Genomic DNA, 15,015 nt, shown 5'->3' with positions numbered 1-15,015 from the left:
TTTCCCCCTCTTTTTAGGGGGAAAATTTTTTTATCCTTTTTTCAAACCCTTGGGCTACAAGGAGTCTGTAACATCGCAATTACCTCATAAAGATAACTACGGAAATAATAAGAATGCCGACAATGTACATGGACCATTTAAAGTGTTGGCCTTCAATTAATCCATAGGTTAAAAATAAACACGATAAAGAAACCAAGAGAACCCCCCATCAAGTCAAGCTGTTGTTTTGCTGAATTTCGGATTTCCGGGACAAATAGATAAGTGAATATAAAAATCAATACTCCAATTGGAACATTTATATAAAAAATCCAGCGCCAGCCTAACACACTGACTATGAATCCGCCTAAACTCGGACCTGCAACAGCAGCAACTCCACCTACCATTCCCCATATTCCAAGGGCCGTTCCACGACGCTCGGAAGGAAATAATCGTATAATAAATGTCATTGTCTGCGGTAAAAGCAGAGCTGCACCAAGTCCTTCTATAGCCCTAAATACAATGAGTTCCAAAGGGCTTGTGGAAAGTCCGCATAACAAACTAGAGATGGTAAAAAGGACAATTCCAATTGAAAACAATTGTCGTATACCAAATAGATCGCCAAAACGGCCGGCCGTAATTAAAAAAACGGCAAGCACCAATATGTATATATTTAGAACCCATAGCGCCTCATTAATGGATGCATGTAATGTTTCCATTAAATTCGGAATCGCAATGTTAACAATTTGTAAATCCAATTGAGTCATAAAAAAACCAAACGAAAGAATCGTCAACACTAACCAGGGATTTCCCTTCCATTTTTGAATATCAAGCATTTTTTCACCTCAAATCTATTAATTGTTCAAGAACTGCAATGGGCAGACCATCCTCTCAGCAGAGTAACAATGGCTAATACAGAACCAGTAGCATTAATTACGTTTACAACCCATCTCGGTGCAATCATCTCTGCACGATGCAGAATTTCAATTACATCCATCTTTTAAAAATTAGAATGGCTAAAGTAACAGCTGTAGCGGCAACTAAAACCATAACTGCCTTTGAACTTTATGATTTAAGAAGTTGACCTTTCAACAATAATTGCATCTGTATCCCTCCCTTCATTTTTATTACTGTATGGCCACCAATCCCCCTAGCAATCTCTATATTATATTTTCATATCCGAAAAATAAATAATATTTAATAAAATGTAAATTAAGATGCTTTAGAAATTATTGTGTAAAAAATATTTGACATTTTGTTTGTAAGGGGATACAATAATGCCAGCACAGATGTAAAAAATTTTTTACACTAATTGGTGATTATATGCAAAATAACATTAAAAAATACAGGAAAAAGAAGCAGATGTCGCAGGAAGAGTTGGCAAAAAAATGTAATGTCACACGACAAACCATAAATGCTATTGAGAATAGCAAATATGACCCTTCTCTTCGTTTAGCGGTACTCATCTCACAAATTTTAGAAGTAAGGATAGATGAATTGTTTATTTTTGATTCGATAAATAAAACTATTAAAAGGAAAGATGAAAATGAGAAAAATGGATGAAATGGAAAAGGATCATTCCGGAAAAGCAGCAAGACTAGCATTTAGCTACTATACTTTGGTTTTACTCATATGGTCCCTTGTGGATTGGTTTAAAACCAAAAGCACTGGAATAGAATTTCCAATTCTTATGATTGGTTGTGCCATTTATGCTGGAGTACAAGTATATTTGCTTCGAAAAACAAAATAAATCATTTTTTACAAATTTTAGGAAGAATAATGTACCGTTATAAATTTGTTAAGATAAAAATCAATCGGTGGAAAGGACAACCGGAAGTCGACTACAGACAAATTATAGAGGAAAATGCATCGGAAGGTTGGGGGGTGGTTCAAATATTTGCCCCTCCTATTTCCGGGTTTGGGGCAGCAGACCATTTTGAATTAATTTTTGAGAAATATATTGAAAACCCCAACTGAAAAAGTATAGTGAAATAACTGGTGGTGAAATCAAGTTAAAAGAATGCTTTCGCTATTTAATTGAGCTGACATAGAAAAAAACAGCGATCCCTTAATATTCCTAGGATCGCCGTTTTCCTGTTCCTACTCCCACTCAATCGTAGCGGGCGGTTTGCTTGTAATATCATACACGACGCGGTTGACGTGCGGGACTTCGTTCACGATGCGAGTTGAAATTTTTTCAAGTACTTCCCACGGGATGCGCGCCCAGTCGGAAGTCATGCCGTCGATGGACGTGACGGCGCGGATGCCGATCGTATAATCGTATGTGCGGGCATCACCCATAACGCCGACGCTGCGGATATTCGGCAGCACCGTAAAGTATTGCCAAATGTCGCGATCCAGACCGGCCTTTTTGATTTCTTCACGCAAAATATAGTCAGATTCGCGCACCATCTCGAGTTTTTCTTCCGTAATCTCGCCCAGCACGCGGATGCCGAGACCCGGGCCCGGGAACGGCTGGCGCCAGACAATTTCGTCCGGAATGCCGAGTTCAGTGCCGACTGCGCGCACTTCGTCTTTAAATAATGTATTCAGCGGTTCAATTAACGTAAACTGCATGTCTTCCGGCAGACCGCCGACATTGTGGTGCGACTTGATTGTCTGGGCAGTCGTTGTCCCGCTTTCGATGACATCGGTATACAACGTTCCCTGGGCAAGAAAATCAATCCCTTCGAGTTTTGCCGCTTCATCATCAAAGACATAAATAAATTCATTTCCGATGATTTTCCGCTTTTGTTCCGGGTCAGAAACACCTTTCAATTTTTTCAGGAACCGTTCTTTCGCGTCGACTTTAATGACGTTCATATTAAAGCCTTCTGAGAAAGTTTTCATCACACTCTCTGCTTCGCCTTTACGCAAAAGACCGTGGTCCACAAAAATACACGTGAGCTGGTCGCCGATCGCTTTATGGATCAATACCGCGACAACGGAAGAGTCAACCCCGCCGCTTAAGGCGCACAGCACTTTCTTGTTCCCTACCGTTTGCCGGATTTTTTCAATTTCCATCTCGATGTAGTTTTCCATTGACCAAGTTCCGCTGCAGCCGCAAATTTTAAAAGCAAAATTGCGCAAAAGTTCATTGCCGTACACAGAGTGGCGTACTTCAGGATGGAACTGGACGGCATATAGCTGCTTATCCACATTGCTCATTGCCGAAATCGGGCAGGCGGGGCTGCTGGCATCAACCGTAAATCCTTCCGGCACTTCTGTCACCAGATCCCCGTGGCTCATCCAGACAACTTGATCATCTGGAAGCCCGTCAAACAGCCGGCTGGCGGTTTTAACATGAATCGTTGCTTTCCCATATTCACGCTGGTTTGCCGGTTCCACTTTGCCACTGAAGGCTTTTGTTATGAGCTGCATGCCGTAGCAGATGCCCAAAATCGGCACGCCAAGGTTGAAAATTTCTTCGTCAACATGGAAGGCATTTTCATCATAGACGCTGTTCGGGCCACCGGAGAAAATAATGCCTTTCGGGTTCATTGCCTTGATTTCTTCAGCTGTCAAAGTGTGCGGGTGCAGCTCGCTGAACACGCCAAACTCACGGATTCGGCGCGTAATCAGCTGGTTATACTGGCTGCCAAAATCCAAAACCACAATTTTTTCTATATCTTTCACATCGAATGCTTTTGCCATTGAATTTCCCCCATGTACTTTTATCCAAAAAACGGAACCTGATCTTTCAAGCAGGATTCCGGCCTGATTTTTTTAAATAGGTGAGACTCCTCAGCTGGGTCCCTGTGCTCCCTTCCCGGCGGAATTTTCCCGCTTCCTTCATCTGGAAGCCCTCTATATTCACTTTTCACAGAAATTTTGCTTCCTTCGCCTGGAAGCCGGCTGCTTTCACTCGCGGCCAAAAATTTTGCCGGGTTCCTGCACTTGGAACCGCTTTGGGAGGCCGGCTTTATCATGATTTCCAAAAATCATCAAAAATCGTAATCGGCATATGGCGTTTGTGCTGCCCTTTTACATACCAGGACTCGATGGTGGCTTTTGCTTTCGGGGAAACTTCTTTGCCTTCCAGGTAATCATCAATGTCATCATAGGTTACCCCTAATGCCACTTCATCGGCAAGCTGCGGGCGGTCGTCTTCGAGATCAGCTGTCGGCGTTTTTAAATAGAGCCGTTCCGGACAGCCGAGTTCTTTTAACAGCATTTTCCCCTGGCGCTTATTCAGCCTGAAAATCGGCACAAGATCTGAACCGCCGTCACCGTATTTCGTGAAAAATCCGGTTACATTTTCCGCAGAATGGTCCGTCCCAAGCACAACGCAATTTTCCATCGCAGCAATGCTGTACTGGACTTTCATTCTTTCACGCGCTTTTTCATTTCCTTTTGCATAGTCGGAAAGGACGATGCCCGCTTTTGCCAGGGAAGCTTCACTTGCATCGACAGCCGGTTTAATATTAACGGTAATGTCCTTGTCCGGCTGAATAAACTGGACGGCCAATTCAACATCGTCCGCATCTTTCTGTTCGCCGTATGGCAGCCGTACCGCAATAAATTTATATTCCTGGTTGCCGGTTTCTTCTTTCATTTCATTGATGGCGATCTGCGCGAGCTTCCCTGTCAAAGTGGAATCCTGGCCGCCCGATAAACCAAGCACGAATCCTTTCAGGAACGGGTATTTTTTTAAATAGCTTTTCAAAAAATCAACACTTTTACGGATTTCTTCTTTCGGGTCAATGACCGGTTTTACTTTCATTTCTTCCACAATTCTTTTTTGCATTGCGTCCATTTTTTATCCTCCTTATCCGCATCTACTGTCTTATTGCTACGAAACAGATGGAAAAAACCGCCATCATCATTTAATCTTCTTCAAACCGCATCACTTTTTGCCGCACTTTTTCTATATTGCGCATTTTGTTGTCCCAGCATTTCTGGCTCAAATCGACCGGGTATTCTTCTGGATTTAGAATGCGTTTATATTCGTCCCACAACAGGTCCAAATTATCTCTCGCATATTGTTTGATCGCATCCAGCGGCGGAAGTTCATATACGAGCCGCCCCTTGTCAAAGATGGTTTCATGAATATGGATGGCTTCAAAGTTTGTGACATATTTGCTGATAAAGGTATGGACAGGATGAAACATCTTCAGCCGCTTTTCCGCTGCCGGATTTTCGTCCTGCATGGCAATATAGTCGCCCTCCAGCTTGTTTGTCCGTTTGTTTAAAATGCGGAATACTTTTTTCAGCCCCGGTGTTGTCACTTTTTCGGCATTGCTTGAAATTTTAATCGTATCCTGCATTTCCCCGTTCCCGTCTTCGATGGATACCATTTTATATACCGCACCGAGCGCCGGCTGGTCAAATGCGGTAATCAGTTTCGTCCCGACGCCCCATGCATCAATCTTCGCGCCCTGGGCTTTTAAATGGAAAATCGTATATTCATCCAAATCACTGGATGCAAAAATCTTCGCATCCGTAAACCCCGCTTCGTCGAGCATTTCCCGCGCCTTTTTCGATAAAAAAGCCATGTCGCCGCTGTCCAGGCGGATACCGAGAAAATTGATTTTATCGCCAAATTCTTTTGCCACTTTGATGGCGTTCGGTACGCCCGAACCCAGTGTATCATATGTATCGACAAGAAAAATGCAGTTCTTATACGTTTCCGCGTATTTTTTAAAAGCGGTGTAGTCATCCCGGTATGCCTGCACCATCGCATGGGCGTGCGTGCCGCTCGTCGGCATGCCGAACACTTTCCCGGCCCGGACATTACTTGTTCCGTCAAATCCGCCAATGTAAGCCGCCCGCGTTCCCCACACGGAAGCATCCAATTCATGGGCGCGCCTTGAACCGAATTCGAACAAGGCAGCATCATCGCCGGCCACCGACCGGATTCTCGCAGCCTTTGTCGCAATCAGCGTCTGGTAATTGATGATATTTAAAATGGCGGTTTCGATGATTTGCGCTTCAGCCAGAGACGTTTCTACCTGGATCAGCGGTTCGTTGCCAAAAACGAGCTCCCCTTCGCGGACGGAGCGCAATGTTCCGGTGAAGCGCATTTCCGACAAGTACCGCAAAAAATCCTCGCTGTAATGGCCGGTGCTGCGCAAATAGGCGATATCTTCTTCAGTGAAGTGAAAGTGGTTCAAATAATCCACAATTCGCTCAAGCCCCGCAAAGATGGCGTAGCCGTTCCCGAACGGTATTTTTCTGAAAAATGCTTCGAACACCGCCTTCCGGTTGTGGATGCCGTCTTTCCAATAGGCCTGCGCCATATTGATTTGGTATAAATCTGTGTGAAGCGCTAAACTGTCATCTTTATAACGCATGCTTTCGAATCACTCCTACCTAATGGGTTTACCGCACTTCCGCTCCGAGCGAACCTTTAAAATGGCTTAATGCCCATTTGTGCCCGTCCGGATTAAAACTTGCCACCGCGTTTTCGTGGACCACCAGCTTGAACCCTTTATTGTAAGCATCCACTGCCGTATGCAGGACGCAAATGTCAGTGCACACCCCGCATAAATGGATTTCTTCTATCCCCCGCTCCCGCAGCCTGAGCTCCAGATCCGTCCCGCAAAAAGCGCTGTAACGGGTTTTATCGATGACATGCACATTTTTCTTTCCTTTCCACGCTGTAAAAAGCGGCTGCAGTTTCCCGTACAGCTCGCGACCGGGCGTGCCATTGAGATTATGGGGAGGGAACAATTTCGTTTCCGGATGATAAGGATCGTCTTGCTCATGGCAGTCGATCGCGAAGGCTACATAATCGCCGTTTTCAAGAAATGACTTCGTAAGCGCCACAATGTTTTCTTCAATCTGCTGCCCCGGTTTGCCGCATGTCAACCGGCCGCCGTCAGCTACAAAGTCATTTGTATAATCAATATTGATTAACGCTTTTCGGGCACCCATTGCATCGCATCCTCCGTTCATTTTAAATTATCCTTATTGTACACGAAAGATGGCTTCCGGCAAAATGTTTCATGCCGGAAGTTTATGGACAACCATTACACAGGCTGGACGATGCCGATGCCGGGCTGGTCAGAGAGCAGGACATCCTCGCCGTCATAGGTTAAATGATCCGGTTCTTCGGACAACCAAAGCGGCGCGTCCAGATCCATATAGGCCACATTCGGATGGGCGGCCGCAAAGTGGGCAGCTGCCGCCACAGAAAGAGAAGGCTCCATCATGCTGCCGACCATGCATTTCACGCCGTTTGCTTCTGCAATGTCCGCGATTTTCCACGCTTCAGAAATCCCGCCGCATTTCATCAGTTTAATATTAATCAGGTCGGCAAATCGGCCCGCGATCAATTTCAGCGCGTCTTTTGCCGAAAACAGGCTTTCATCTGCCATGACCGGCAGCTTTGTTCTTTCCGTTACAAACTTTAACCCTTCCCAGTCATCGGCACGTACCGGCTGTTCGACAAACTCAATTCCGAAATCCCTTTTTTCCAACTCTTGTAAAATTTGCACCGCTTGCTTCGGTTCCCACGCCTGATTGGCATCAAGGCGCAGTTTGACATCAGGCGGAACAGCACGCCGGACCGCTTCAATCCGTTCGAGATCGATTTCCGGATATGTGCCGACCTTGATTTTCAACAGATGAAACCCGGCTTCCACGCTTTTTTCCGCATCCCACGCCATTTTTTCGGGCGTATCCACCCCGATTGTCATGGAAGTCCGGAGATTTTTCTGCCCGCCAAGATAGGCATACAGCGGAATGTTCAACCATTTGCTGTATGCATCGTAAAGTGCAATGTCGGCAGCAGCTTTTGCGCTTGTGTTGCCCGTACAGCACCGCTGCACTTTTTTCAGGGCGCCCTGGAAATCACGCAAGTCATGCCCGGACAGTGCCTCTTTGACAGGCCCTGCCGCAACAGACATGATGCTTTCGGTTGAATCGCCTGTAATGACAACGGTTGGCGCAGCTGCCCCTGTGCCCTTTATGCCATTGTCCAGTGTGATTTCCACTTCAATGCTGTCAATTTCATTGGCTTGCCGCAATGCTGTTTTAAACGGAACGAGCAGCGGAATGTTCCGGTAATGCACTTGCACATCTTTTATGATCATGGCAGCTTCTTCCCTTCATCCTGGCATCGAATGCCATTTTATGCTGGTTTTATTATATCATTAATAACGGGCCGATGATTTAAACCCCGCATCATTTTTGCCTGTATTTTTTATGTGAACTTTTCCCTGGTTGCCCGCGTCTATTTAAACGTGTTTATGGAGAGAAGGAACAATACATCCAAAAATAGAAACGGGATGGTGTCAGACCGGAATGAAGATCAGTAAAGAAAGAAAGGCTTTATGGCTGGCCGTATGGATGCTGGCCGTCTATCTTGCGCCAATGTTTATACTTGGCGGCAATATGCATATCCGAGTCCACGACAACCTGGATTCGAATATCGCCTGGTACCGGGTGCTCGACCGCAGCGGGGAGCTGTTCGGCCCTCTGAATGCGACGATTCCACAAATTATGAACGGGCTGCCGCGAAATGCGTTCGGGACAGAATTCAGCGGAATCCAGTGGCTTTACGCCCTGTTCCCTTCGGTTGTGGCTTATACATTCAGCCAGACGATTACAAGGGTCTTCGCTTTTTTAGGAATGTACCTGTTGCTAAAACGGCATTTTGTTCAAGGGCAGGACGGGTACTTTATCAGGGTATGGGTTTCTCTCGCCTTTGCGATAACCCCGTTTTGGCCGTCCGGCATGTTAAGCACATTGGGGATGCCGCTTGCGCTTTGGGCTTTTTTAAATATCCGGAACCGGCAGGCCACATGGAAAGAGTGGCTGGCGCTGACCCTTTTGCCTTTTTATTCCAGCTTTGTGCTCGGGTTCTTCTTTTTTCTGGCGGCGATGGGGCTTTTGTGGATACGGGATATGTTTGTGAAACGGGAGCGCAACTGGAAGTTCTTTTTTGCAATCGGCTGGATGCTGGTGCTGTATTTAGGGATTGAATACCGGCTTGTGTATTCCCTTGTCTTTTCCCATGAGCCGACAAGCCGGAATGATTTTGTCAGCTCAAAACTCGGCTTTTGGCACACGCTCCGGCTTGCGTTAAAAAATTATGTGTTCGGGCATACACATGATATGACCGTGCACACATTTGTCATTCTGCCGTTCTCTTTTATCGCCATGTGGCTGATTTATAAAACAAAAGCATGGAGAAAGGAAAAACGGTATGTGCAGCTTTTTATTCTGAATGCCGTTTTATCGCTCTGGTATGCTTTCTGGTTCAACAAGGCATGGGAACCGTTAAAAGAAAAGATCAGCCTGCTGAATACGTTTAACTTTGCACGGTTTCATTTTTTGCGGCCGCTTATCATTTATACGATGTTTGCGGCGGGGGCATGGTTTCTTTGGAAACGCGGCAGAAAGTGGAAGGCATTCGTAAAAATTTGCCTCATAGCCCAGGTGGTTGTCCTGTTTGCGTTTAACCCTGAAATTTATTACCGTTTTGCCGGGAAACCTTCGTTCAACCAGTTTTACGCGACGGGCCAGTTTCACGCAATCGGCCGCTACATCGGAAAACCGAAAAGCGCTTACCGTGTTGCCAGCATCGGGATCTATCCGGCCATTGCCCAGTACAACGGTTTCTACACCTTAGATTCATACAATAATTATTATCCGTTGTCTTATAAAAGGAAATTCCGGAAAATCATTGCCGGGGAACTGGATAAAAGCCCACAATTAAAAACGTATTTTGACCAATGGGGAAACCGCTGTTATATTTTTGTCAGCGAACTGGGCAAGCATTATGAGTTCCGGAAAAACAGTGGCATCAAAATCCATCATCTTGACATCGACACAAAAGCATTTAAAGCGCTTGGCGGGCGGTATATTTTCTCGGCTGTCCCGATCCAAAACGCAGAAGAAGAGCATTTGCGGTTTTTAAAAACTTTCCGAAATGCCGACTCGGCGTGGACCATTTATTTATACGAAGCAAAATAAGCATCATGCTGGTAAAGGAGATGCTGTAGAATGAGTCAATATCCGAAATTAACGATTGTTGTTCCTTGTTATAATGAAGAAGCCGTATTGCATGAAACGATGAAGCAGCTTTCCGGGGTGCTCGAATCCCTGATCCAGTCCAAACTGATTGCAAAAGACAGCACGCTCTTGTTTGTCGATGACGGGAGCCGCGACAAAACCTGGCAGATCATTGAATCCGCTTCGGCCCGCCATCCGTTTGTAAAAGGCATCAAACTGTCGCGCAATGCCGGGCACCAGAATGCGCTGCTTGCAGGGCTAACGGTCGCCAGTGAGCATTCCGACTGCGTCATCTCCATTGATGCCGATTTGCAGGATGATATCCGGGCGATCCGGGCATTTATGGAAAAATACTGGCAAGGCTATGATATTGTATACGGCGTCCGCGACAGCCGGGAAACGGACACTTGGTTCAAACGGACAAGTGCGGAAGGGTTCTACTGGCTGATGGGAAAAATGGGGATTCAGCTGGTGCCGAACCATGCTGATTTCCGGCTGATGAGCAAGAGGGCATTGGAGGAACTTTTAAAATATAAAGAAGCGAATCTGTTTTTGCGCGGGATTATCCCTTTGCTCGGGTTTCCTTCCGCAAAAGTGTATTACGACCGGAAAGAGCGGATGGCCGGGGAATCAAAATATCCGTTAAAGAAAATGCTCGCTTTTGCCCTGGATGGCATTACGTCTTTCAGCATAACCCCGGTCCGTTTTGTGACGGCCCTCGGGTTTATCACGTTTATTTTAAGTGCTTTTGTCGGCCTTTATGCCCTTATAGAGGAACTTGCCGGCCATACCGTCTCCGGCTGGGCTTCCCTGATCATCTCGATCTGGCTCCTTGGCGGCCTGGAGTTGATGGCGGTAGGGCTGATCGGGGAATACATCGGCAAAATTTTTAAAGAAGTCAAAAGGCGCCCGCGCTATACTATTGAAACGAATTTATATAAAGACGGGAAATCTTCTTTCGCCTTAAGCCAAAACAGTGATACAATGAAAACTTGAAAACACAACTTACGAAAGGTTTGCTGGACCCATGCTCAAACAATATGCCGCTTTTCTTAAGTTTTGCATTGTCGGCGCCGGAAATACGCTTGTTGATTTTCTCGTATTTTTTCTGCTCACATCATTCCATGTGCCTTATCTTGTTGCACAGGCCTGCTCTTATACAGCCGGCATGGCAAACAGTTATTTGCTGAACCGGTTCTGGACGTTTCAAGTAAGAAAAAAAGCAACATGGGGCGAGGCTTCACGGTTTATTGCCGTCAATTTAATCGTCTATGCGCTGACTTCCCTTCTGCTTTTCCTCTTTCACCAGCAGTGGGGCTGGCCGCTTTTATATGCGAAGATCATCGCCACACTGGCAGGGATGGCCGTCAATTTTCTTGGCACAAGGCTCTGGGTATTCCGTGAACACGCGGAATAACCGGGCCGGCATGCCTAAGCCTTCGTTTTCCTGTAAACCCGCCCAGACCCTTCATTCCGCGGCCGCCACGCTCACGTTTGCCGCTTGCCTCTCCCCCCCATCATCACGGCTTACGGGTATGCCTCCATTTCGCAATCACTTTACTCACGGTTTATACACTCCCTTCATTCCGCGATCACCACGCTTACATCTTATGCCGCTTTCTTTTCGGCTCTTGATAGGCCAACATCCTATCCGCATGCAAACATTCGCAAAAAGGGTATAAAAAAAGAGGCGCCCGGTCACTTCACGGGAGCCTCTTTGAAAACAGATGGTCTAAAACATGAACCGAAACATGGACATGGTACAAGGATTGAACGTCTGTAAAGGTTGTTATACCAGCATTTTCAGGCGCTTATTACATCATGCCGCCCATACCGCCCATGTCAGGTGCGCCGCCTGCAGGTGCCGGCGGTTCAGGTTTGTCGGCAACAACCGCTTCTGTTGTAAGCAGCATTGCAGCAACAGATGCAGCATTTTGAAGAGCGGAACGGGTTACTTTCGTCGGGTCCACGATACCCGCTTCAATCATGTTGACCCATTCGCCATTGGCTGCATTGTAACCAATGCCGACTTTTTCTTTTTTCAGGCGTTCCACAATAACCGAACCTTCAAGGCCGGCATTTTCCGCGATTTGGCGTACAGGTTCTTCCAAAGCGCGTGCAACGATATTGATGCCTGTTTTAACGTCGCCTTCTGCCTCAATGGAAGCGACTTTCTTGATGACATTGATAAGCGCCGTGCCACCGCCTGCTACAATGCCTTCCTCAACAGCAGCACGCGTAGAGTTCAAAGCATCTTCAATACGCAGTTTGCGTTCTTTCAATTCGGTTTCTGTCGCAGCACCGACTTTGATGACTGCTACGCCGCCAGCCAGTTTTGCAAGGCGTTCTTGTAATTTTTCGCGGTCAAATTCGGAAGTTGTTTCTTCCAATTGCATGCGGATTTGGTTTACACGTGCAGAAATTGCAGCAGAGTCGCCTGCCCCTTCCACGATTGTCGTTGTTTCTTTTGTAACAACCACTTTTCCGGCACGGCCGAGCTGGTCAATTGTTGCAGATTTCAAATCAAGACCGAGTTCTTCTGTAATCACTTCGCCGCCTGTCAGGGTTGCAATATCTTCGAGCATCGCTTTGCGGCGGTCACCGAAGCCAGGCGCTTTCACCGCAACTGCATTGAATGTGCCACGCAGTTTGTTGACAACGAGTGTTGCAAGAGCTTCCCCTTCAACATCTTCCGCAATCAGCAACAGCGGTTTGCCTTGTTGGACAACTTGTTCGAGAACAGGGAGGATTTCCTGGATATTGGAAATCTTCTTGTCTGTAATTAAGATATAAGGGTTATCCAGAACAGCTTCCATTTTGTCGGAATCCGTTACCATGTAAGGCGATGCATAGCCACGGTCAAACTGCATCCCTTCCACAACGTCCAATTCCGTTGAGAAGCCTTTTGATTCTTCAATGGTAATGACGCCGTCGTTGCCCACGCGTTCCATTGCTTCAGCGATCAATTCGCCAACTTCTTCGTCAGCAGAGGAAATTGCAGCAACTTGGGCGATGGAAGCTTTGCCTTCGATTGGTTTCGAAATGGCTTTTAATTCTTCAACAGCAGCCGCAACCGCTTTTTCAATCCCTTTGCGGATGCCAACCGGGTTTGCGCCTGCTGTTACGTTTTTCAGGCCTTCACGGATCATTGCCTGGGCCAGAACGGTCGCAGTGGTTGTACCGTCACCAGCTACATCGTTCGTTTTGCTGGCCACTTCGGAGACAAGTTTGGCGCCCATGTTTTCAAACGCGTCTTCGAGTTCAATTTCTTTTGCGATCGTGACACCGTCATTTGTAATCAGCGGAGAACCGAATTTCTTTTCCAGAACGACGTTGCGTCCTTTCGGGCCCAATGTCACTTTTACAGCATTTGCCAGTTTATCCACACCACGAAGCATACCGCGGCGGGCTTCTTCGCCGAATTTAATTTCTTTTGCCATTTATAAAACCTCCTCATGTCATATCGTTATTTCTATGTTTCAACAAGCCAGGCTTATTCCACAACCGCCAGAATATCGCTTTCACGAAGGATTAAGTATTCTTTTCCGTCATATTTCACTTCAGTGCCGGCATATTTCGAGAAGATGATACGGTCGCCTGCTGCTACATCGATGGCAACACGTTCACCGTTATCAAGGGTACGCCCGGAACCGACAGCCACTACTTTGCCTTCCTGCGGCTTTTCTTTTGCCGTGTCAGGCAGGACAATACCGCTTGCTGTTTTTTCTTCCGATTCAACTAATTCAATGACAACGCGATCACCCAGTGGTTTTAACACGTGAAACAACCTCCTTAATTCGTATTATGTAAAATTTTGGTCAATATTAGCACTCACATAAGTTGAGTGCTAACACATTTATTATAATAAATAATTCCTTGCTTTTTTGCAAGTCTTCTCATCCAACTTTTTTTATTTTTTTCGGGTCCTGCACTCTTTAAAGAGCCCTGTCAAAGGATGCCGGTTGCGCGCCTCCGTTTCAGCCGCTTGCCCCTTTCGCTTGCCCCTTTATAAGTATGCCCGATCACCATCCGGATATGCAACTGAAAAGACTGGCCCGGCGCACGGCATTTGAACCCCGCCCGGTTCAATAGTACAATGAACATATTGGACGAATTTGCGATCCTTTAAACTTTGAACTGGCAAGAAAGGAAAAGAGCGCGTGAAAAAAGAGTATGTGTATATTCTCGTGACGTACATCCTTATGCTGCTGTCCGGCGCCATCGGGTATCCGTTGCTCTACTATGCCGGGGTGAACGTTTTCCACGAACCGGCAGACAGCATGCGGACATTGACGCCCCCGCTTTGGACCGTCATCAGCTTTATCATCGGGCTGATCATCGTCCTGTATCTTTTAAGAAAAGCCGCAAAGAAAGAAACAGACCGGGCCGAACCGCTTCCGGCCGCGCCATCCGCCATATGGGCAATAAGCGGCGTCTTTCTTTGTTTCTTTGCCCAGACTGCAGCCGCTATCATTGAATCATTGTTCGGTGCCCCGGCTGCCTCCAACAATACGCAGCAAATCATGGCGCTGATTGAAAGATTTCCGCTTGTCATCCTCATCAGCTCGATCGCCGGGCCGATTCTCGAGGAAATCGTCTTTCGGAAAATCATTTTCGGCACGCTGCGCAGGCGATTTTCTTTTCTTTTGTCCGGTATTGTCAGCTCGGTTATTTTTGGGCTCGCGCATACCGAACCGAGCCACTTGTTTTTATATTCCCTTTTAGGGCTGACGCTCGCTTATTTATATGAGAAAACAAACCGGATCACCGTTTCCATGTTTGCGCATGTTTCCATGAACACAATTGTGGTCGTGAGGCTGCTTTTGCACCCGTCCGTTCTGCAGACATCCGTACATGAAATTTACAGCTCAATTGGAGGACTTCTATGATGAGACCACTTTTTTCAGGAATTGTAAACTGCCTGCTCGGGGCCTTGTTCACTTATTTTGCCATTCAGCAGGTACAAGTGGGCGGCTGGGGCTTTTTTTCTTATGAGGTAATTGCGATGTTACAGACTCCTTGTAGCCCAAGGGTTTGAAAAAAGGATAAAAAAATTTTCCCCCTAAAAAGAGGGGGAAA

Annotated in this window: 15 protein-coding genes; 7 read left to right on the top strand and 8 right to left on the bottom strand. The window is 46.4% G+C overall.

The features are described 5' to 3' along the window. Positions 1-152: 152 nt before the first annotated feature. Entirely contained in the window at positions 153-812 is a 660-nt protein-coding gene (locus IC21_RS13210) for an MFS transporter (protein ID WP_017550689.1), read from the bottom strand. A 487-nt stretch (positions 813-1,299) separates the two neighbouring features. On the opposite strand from IC21_RS13210, the gene IC21_RS13205 reads away from it, so the two are divergent. The 3 genes from IC21_RS13205 to IC21_RS13195 are packed head-to-tail and all read left to right on the top strand — an operon-like array spanning position 1,300 to position 1,953. After that, the gene (locus IC21_RS13205; protein WP_029142769.1) at positions 1,300-1,539 is read left to right on the top strand and encodes a helix-turn-helix transcriptional regulator; all 240 of its coding nucleotides are present in this window, start codon (positions 1,300-1,302) and stop codon (positions 1,537-1,539) included. Beyond that, a complete protein-coding gene (locus IC21_RS13200) occupies positions 1,523-1,726 on the top strand; it encodes a hypothetical protein (RefSeq protein ID WP_014096839.1) in 204 nt (67 codons plus the stop codon). The genes IC21_RS13205 and IC21_RS13200 overlap by 17 nt, the downstream gene beginning before the upstream one ends. Positions 1,727-1,755: 29 nt before the next feature. Then, entirely contained in the window at positions 1,756-1,953 is a 198-nt protein-coding gene (locus tag IC21_RS13195; RefSeq protein WP_029142767.1) for a DUF4177 domain-containing protein, read from the top strand. 123 nt (positions 1,954-2,076) lie between these two features. Here the strand turns inward: IC21_RS13195 and guaA are convergent, their stop codons facing one another. The 5 genes from guaA to IC21_RS13165 all read right to left on the bottom strand — a co-directional run bounded on the left by guaA (position 2,077) and on the right by IC21_RS13165 (position 8,012). Beyond that, positions 2,077-3,630, bottom strand: coding sequence for a glutamine-hydrolyzing GMP synthase (guaA, locus tag IC21_RS13190; protein ID WP_029142766.1), 1,554 nt, complete (start codon positions 3,628-3,630; stop codon positions 2,077-2,079). A gap of 271 nt (positions 3,631-3,901) precedes the next feature. After that, the gene (gene nadE, locus IC21_RS13180; protein ID WP_013860652.1) at positions 3,902-4,732 is read right to left on the bottom strand and encodes an NAD(+) synthase; all 831 of its coding nucleotides are present in this window, start codon (positions 4,730-4,732) and stop codon (positions 3,902-3,904) included. Between the two features lie 70 nt (positions 4,733-4,802). Then, positions 4,803-6,269, bottom strand: coding sequence for a nicotinate phosphoribosyltransferase (locus tag IC21_RS13175; protein ID WP_029142765.1), 1,467 nt, complete (start codon positions 6,267-6,269; stop codon positions 4,803-4,805). Between the two features lie 28 nt (positions 6,270-6,297). Further along, positions 6,298-6,852 carry a cysteine hydrolase family protein gene (locus tag IC21_RS13170; protein ID WP_019720788.1) on the bottom strand — a complete coding sequence of 185 codons (555 nt, stop codon included), beginning with the start codon at positions 6,850-6,852 and terminating at the stop codon, positions 6,298-6,300. A 95-nt stretch (positions 6,853-6,947) separates the two neighbouring features. Continuing rightward, complete coding sequence (locus IC21_RS13165) at positions 6,948-8,012, bottom strand: dipeptide epimerase (protein WP_029142764.1); 1,065 nt, start codon at positions 8,010-8,012, stop codon at positions 6,948-6,950. Positions 8,013-8,223: 211 nt separating this feature from the next. Here IC21_RS13165 and IC21_RS13160 point away from each other — a divergent pair, with 211 nt between their 5' ends. From IC21_RS13160 to IC21_RS13150, 3 genes are read left to right on the top strand one after another with little or no spacing between them, the layout of a single operon-like run. Next, positions 8,224-9,897, top strand: a complete 1,674-nt coding sequence (locus IC21_RS13160; RefSeq protein WP_029142763.1) for a DUF6044 family protein — start codon at positions 8,224-8,226, stop codon at positions 9,895-9,897. Between the two features lie 30 nt (positions 9,898-9,927). Then, the gene (locus IC21_RS13155) at positions 9,928-10,932 is read left to right on the top strand and encodes a glycosyltransferase family 2 protein (protein WP_013860656.1); all 1,005 of its coding nucleotides are present in this window, start codon (positions 9,928-9,930) and stop codon (positions 10,930-10,932) included. Positions 10,933-10,963: 31 nt separating this feature from the next. Beyond that, on the top strand, positions 10,964-11,353 hold the full coding sequence (locus IC21_RS13150) for a GtrA family protein (RefSeq protein WP_013860657.1): 390 nt from the start codon (positions 10,964-10,966) through the stop codon (positions 11,351-11,353). Between the two features lie 397 nt (positions 11,354-11,750). Here the strand turns inward: IC21_RS13150 and groL are convergent, their stop codons facing one another. Both groL and groES read right to left on the bottom strand, forming a co-directional pair. After that, on the bottom strand, positions 11,751-13,376 hold the full coding sequence (gene groL, locus IC21_RS13145; RefSeq protein ID WP_029142762.1) for a chaperonin GroEL: 1,626 nt from the start codon (positions 13,374-13,376) through the stop codon (positions 11,751-11,753). 53 nt (positions 13,377-13,429) lie between these two features. Next, a complete protein-coding gene (gene groES / locus IC21_RS13140) occupies positions 13,430-13,714 on the bottom strand; it encodes a co-chaperone GroES (RefSeq protein WP_017552449.1) in 285 nt (94 codons plus the stop codon). Between the two features lie 382 nt (positions 13,715-14,096). On the opposite strand from groES, the gene IC21_RS13135 reads away from it, so the two are divergent. Then, positions 14,097-14,825, top strand: a complete 729-nt coding sequence (locus tag IC21_RS13135) for a CPBP family intramembrane glutamic endopeptidase (RefSeq protein WP_029142761.1) — start codon at positions 14,097-14,099, stop codon at positions 14,823-14,825. Positions 14,826-15,015 lie beyond the last annotated feature (190 nt).

The organism is Heyndrickxia coagulans DSM 1 = ATCC 7050 (assembly GCF_000290615.1).
Taxonomy (GTDB): domain Bacteria; phylum Bacillota; class Bacilli; order Bacillales; family Bacillaceae_C; genus Weizmannia; species Weizmannia coagulans.
This window is presented reverse-complemented; position numbering and strand designations above follow the sequence as displayed.